The 5,360-nt window shown below is 33.2% G+C and carries 2 protein-coding genes; both read left to right on the top strand.

Features of this window, described 5'->3' with window-relative positions; genetic code table 11:
- Positions 1–553 precede the first annotated feature (553 nt).
- Entirely contained in the window at positions 554–2,356 is a 1,803-nt protein-coding gene (locus CHB66_RS16625; protein WP_089242535.1) for a LuxR C-terminal-related transcriptional regulator, read from the top strand.
- 143 nt (positions 2,357–2,499) lie between these two features.
- Positions 2,500–5,360, top strand: a 2,861-nt coding sequence (locus CHB66_RS16620; RefSeq protein WP_170932528.1) for a hypothetical protein, incomplete at its 3' end; no start/stop codon positions are given.

Here is a 5,360-nt window from a genome sequence, read left to right as displayed (position 1 = left end):
GACTGCGTCATATTCACGAATCCAGTCCTTTTGCCTTTAACCTTTGACCTTTTTCCTATTTTGACCATCCCTACCGGGAGGAAATCACAAAGAACCCGATGAAGCTCGAAGAACACGAAAGAAATGTTAAGCGTTAAACGTTAAGCGTTCAAAGAAGAGGCTCCGTCATATTCGCGAATTCCACCCTTTAGCCTTTCTCCTTTAACCTTTTCCCTAAAGTCATTAGAGATCTCTAAGAATTATTTTGTGTGCTTTGTGGGATTTTGTGAGCTTCGTGTCGCTTTTTTTGGGACCATCCCAGCCGGGAGTAAATTATACCGTCATATTTACAAATCATTTACGCTTAACGTTTTTAACTATTAACGCTTAACGACTTTGCCGAAGGAGTTCTTTCGCCTTTCTTCTTTAACCTTTTCCCTAAATCGACTCCGTTATATTTATTTACGAATAATTGGTTTTGTACTATTAGTTTACTTAATACATCAATTGATTACCATAAAGGTTTGATTCATATATTTATAACTTATTTTTAGTCTCTAAATTTTGAGTAAATATGAAAATTCAATCTCTGAAATTTACGGTCATTTATCTGATTTATTTTGGTATTTCAAATACACTGCTAGCCTTCTCGCCGAATGTAATTAATCAGAAAGTTGATCTAGAGCGATTGGGTAGGCTCTTAAAAGATGATTCAGAGCAGTTTTATAAGGAAGCATCTAAGATCACAGGAAATGAAATTAAAGATAAAAACACAGCTAGAGAATTCTTTATTTTGAAGTCTACGTATTTCTTCAATCTAGGCAAATTTGATTCCATGTACTATAGTTTGCTAGATGCAAAGTCTCTGGCTAATAATTCCAAATCTGAGGAGATAATACACATTTTCCTTCAGTTGGCTACGGCACATTATTATTTATCCAATTTTGATTCCCTAGCATATTATCAGCAACAAGTTTCGGATTTGATTGACTCTAAATCGTCACATTATCCTCAACACCTACTCTTGGAGGGATTAAAATTTGACCTTTCTGCAAATTACAATAAGGCAATAGAGGTCATCTTAGAAGCTATCAAATTATACGAATATCAAAGGGACGAGAATAGACTGGCAGTAGCTTACAATAATTTGGCGATCAATTATAAGAATATAGGTAGAACTGATTTGCAATTGGAATATCTTCTTAAAGCTTTGGAAATTAATAAAAAATTAGGTGTTCCGAATAATTTGGCGATGAACTACATCAACCTTGGAATATATTATAAAAACATTGATGATTATGAAAAATCGATTTATTATCTGGAATTTGCCTATGAAAATATAATTAAAATTAATTCTGTAATCCTTCTGGCTCAAAATCTAACCACTAGAGCCAATATCCATCAAAATCTTAAAGAATATGACACTGCGGAAAGGCTGTTTTTGGAATGTGACTCCATCTGTGAAAAAAATCAAATTCACTATGGGAAAATGATAGCTGTCTTGAATTTGGGGAATATCTACCGAGAAAAGCGCATGTATCAAGAAGCTGAAAGTAAGTTGAATAAGGCTTGGGAGCTAGCGAAGTCCCTAGGAGCAAAAAGAGAAGAGGCGCTCACATTAGAAAGGCTTTTTTGGCTTTCCAGAGATAGAAAAGATTTTGAAACAGCACTAGATTTTCAAACCAGGTTCCATACCCTTAATGACAGCATCATCAATGAAAAGGTAAAGATTGAGGCCAATGAATTGAGAGAGCTATATGAAGTGGAGAAGAAGGAAAATGAAATCATTAGTTTGACTATCCAGAAATTGCAACAACGGTATGTGATTTTTACATTGGGGGTAGTTATATTGATATTGGCATTAATTGCCCAATGGTTCAAAAACAAGCATACACTTTCTCAGTTGAAATTGATGGATTCTGAAATACTGAATAAACTGAGGTTAGAGACTCTTGAAATTCGAGAAAAAGACCTGATGCAACAAACCATGGAAAAGGTAGTATTACAGGAGCATTTGGATACTTTGATTGAAAAAATAGAAAAAAACAATAATGATGAGATTGTCCACAATGTACGGGCTATTAAGAAAAAACAGAATCCTTGGGACGGGATGATTGAAAAGTTCAAATTATTGCATCCTCAATTTATGGATCAATTGACAAAAGAATTCCCAACATTAACCCGGAGTGAATTGGAATTATGTTCCTTGATCAAAATGAATTTGACTACGAAAGAAATAGCATCCATTTTGCGCATCACTTCAGATAGTGTTTTTACCAAAAAATACAGAATTCTTAAAAAGTTAAATTTGGAAAAGAATACAGATTTGACAACCTGGATCCATTCTTTTTCAATCAATGTGCGTGAAATGCTGTAGAATGGTTATTTTTTTCACATTTGTCTAGGTTTTGTCTAGTTTGATTTTTGCTGAATTCAAAACCACTCTATTTACATTTGCCGCACAGTCTTTATGATTAAATAAAATCTTCAAAACAAATGAATAGTAAAATAAGCTTAATAATGAAAAGTAAACTAGCCTTAGTTATACTTTTAAACTTAATTTTTCTCCATTTTTCCCTCGGTCAAAATGTGATCCCAAATAATTGGAAACCAAATAATCGAATATTTAATATTTCTGAGGATGATAGATATGTTTATATAGTTGGTTTATTTAGTGAGTTAGGAGGGGAAAAAATTGGTGGTGTTGCAAAATTTTCAAGAACAAGTGATGACCTTGATATAAATTTTCCTGTTTTTACAAAAGATGATAATGAATCTGATGCTACAATTCATATAATTGTTTCGGATGGAGAAGATGGTTGGTTTATTGGTGGGGATTTTTCGAAAGTTAATAATATTTCTAAGGGTACTATTGTTCATATTTTATCTGATGGGTCTGTTGATCCAAATTGGAACGTTAGTATTGCAAATGGTGGGAGCGCTACTTCTGTTTCTTCCATCATTGTTACTGAAGATCATGTTTTTATTGCAGGAAATTTTATTGAAATCAATGGATTTACAAAAAATAGAATAGCAAAATTAAATAAGTCTAATGGGCAATTAGATAACTCTTTTGGAGCTACTTTTAATCAGGCTGTTAGTTCAATAATTTTGGACGACGAGGATTTATATGTTTCAGGGACTTTTACAACTGTAAATTCTATAACAAGAAATCGTTTGGCAAAGATAAATGCTTCAACTGGTGATTTAGATGAGAATTGGAATCCTTCAGCAAGTGCAACTGTAAATAATATTTATTTAAAAGGGGATCATATTTATGTTGCTGGAAGTTTTACTGAAATAAATGGAATTTCTAAAAGTAGAATTGCAAGATTAAATAAGAGTAAAGGTGAAGTTGATATGTCTTTCGATGCAGCTATTTCAGGTGAAGTTCGATCTCTTGACTTTTCACCTGATAATTCAACAATTTATTTAGCGGGTTCATTTACATCTGTTGGAGGTGTTCAGGTAAATGGAATTGCTAGACTAAATAATTCTGGACAAGTTGATTCAAATTGGATTCCTAAAGTAACAGGCCCTATCAATACTTTAAATTTAAAAGACAATTCTCTTTACGTTGGTGGTAGTTTTTCTGCAATAGATGGAATTAGTGTTTCTGGAATAGCAAGGTTAAGTGTTTCGGATGGTAAAATTTCCAAAGATTGGAATAAGAATGTAGCAATTGTTAATACTATATTCATTAATCAAAACTCTTTAATGTTAGGAGGTCGATTTTCAAGAGCAGGAATGGCCTTAAGAAGATCATTGGCTAGATTTTATAAAAGTGACTTTTCGTTAGACTTAGAATGGAGGCCAAATGAGGTTTCAATTAGTTCAAGTACTAGTGAATTTACTAATTTGATAGTGGTTGATGAAAAAATATATATTGCAGGGAGTTTTCGTGTTTCTCCTAATTCTATGACACGTGGACTTGCCGAATTAGATTATATATCTGGAAAAGTAATACAAATATATCAAACTCCTGAAATTAGGTCAATTGTTGCATTCGATAACCATTTTTATGCTGCAGGGAATAATGAACAAAAAATTATTAAAATAGATAGATCGTCTGGGGTAATTGAGAATTCGGGAGAAATTAGTCTTAATGGGCCTGCACAAATCTTAAAATTAAGCGATGACAATTTATATATTGGAGGATCATTTACAGAAGTTGCAGGAGTTAACAGATCGAAAATAGCTAAATACAATCTTACCACTAATAGTTTAGATCTTTCATGGAATGCTGGTTTAGCTAATTCAAATGCCAATACTGTAGTTCAGTCCATAGCTATTGATGATGACGCAGTTTTCATAGGGGGTAGATCTCTTTATGCTGATATTAATGATTGGAGACCTTTTTTTAAATTAGATAAGAATGCTGGTCAAATTATTTCATCATGGAACCCAAGTCCAACTGGTTCATTAGGCTTGGATGGGGCAGTAATTAGCCCTCCTTCGATAGTTTCTTCTTCTGATAATTACATTTACTTGGTGGCGCCTTTTTTTCAATTTGGAGGTGTTAACCGTCCAAGATTGGCAAGAGTAAATAAATCAATTGGAGGATTGGATTCAAGTTGGAATCCTAATCCTAATGGTAGTATTACTAGTATTCTGGTTTCAGAAAATAACGTTTTTATTGGTGGTTATTTTACAACTTTATTGCAGAACAATATATCTGAAAAGCATTTTGCTTTATTTAGTGATCCTGTACCTCCCTCTGCTCCTACCATCCTTAGTTCTGTTTTAAATAAGAGAAATGCTACCATCTCCTTTGTACAAGGATCAAATGGTAATAGTCCAATCATCAATTATGAATATAAATTAAATGATTCAGAATGGATTTTGTTTGATCCAGAAATACAAAGTTCTCCTGGATTAATTACTAAATTAGCTTACAATACAAATTACACTATTCAAATACGTGCTATTAACGAAATTGGAATTGGAAATCCAAGTAATATTTTTGAATTTACTACAGGTGCTCCTCCATCATTACAAGAGATACTTTCTGATATTGTTAATAATAATGGAGCGAATACAGACAGGTTGGATTTCAACGATTTACTAGGTTTGGATGATATTAGCGAAGAGGAGTCTGATAAATTAAAGGCGTTAATTCTTGAAGGAGCGGAAGTAGAGACGATATCAGACCTAAGAGAACTGTTAGACCAGATCAGAAAGTTAGAAGAAATCCTTACTGATATCAGAGACAATGGTGGGGCGAATACAGACGAGACAGATTTCAATGAGCTTTTAGGTTTGACGGATATTACGGAAGAAGAGTCTGATAAATTGAAAGATTTGATCAGTGAAGGAGCAGAAGTAGAGACAGTTTCAGATTTGAGAGTATTATTAGACCAGATCAGGAATCAGGGGAAATT

This window comes from Belliella buryatensis (assembly GCF_900188245.1).
GTDB classification, from domain to species: Bacteria; Bacteroidota; Bacteroidia; order Cytophagales; family Cyclobacteriaceae; genus Belliella; species Belliella buryatensis.
This window is presented reverse-complemented; position numbering and strand designations above follow the sequence as displayed.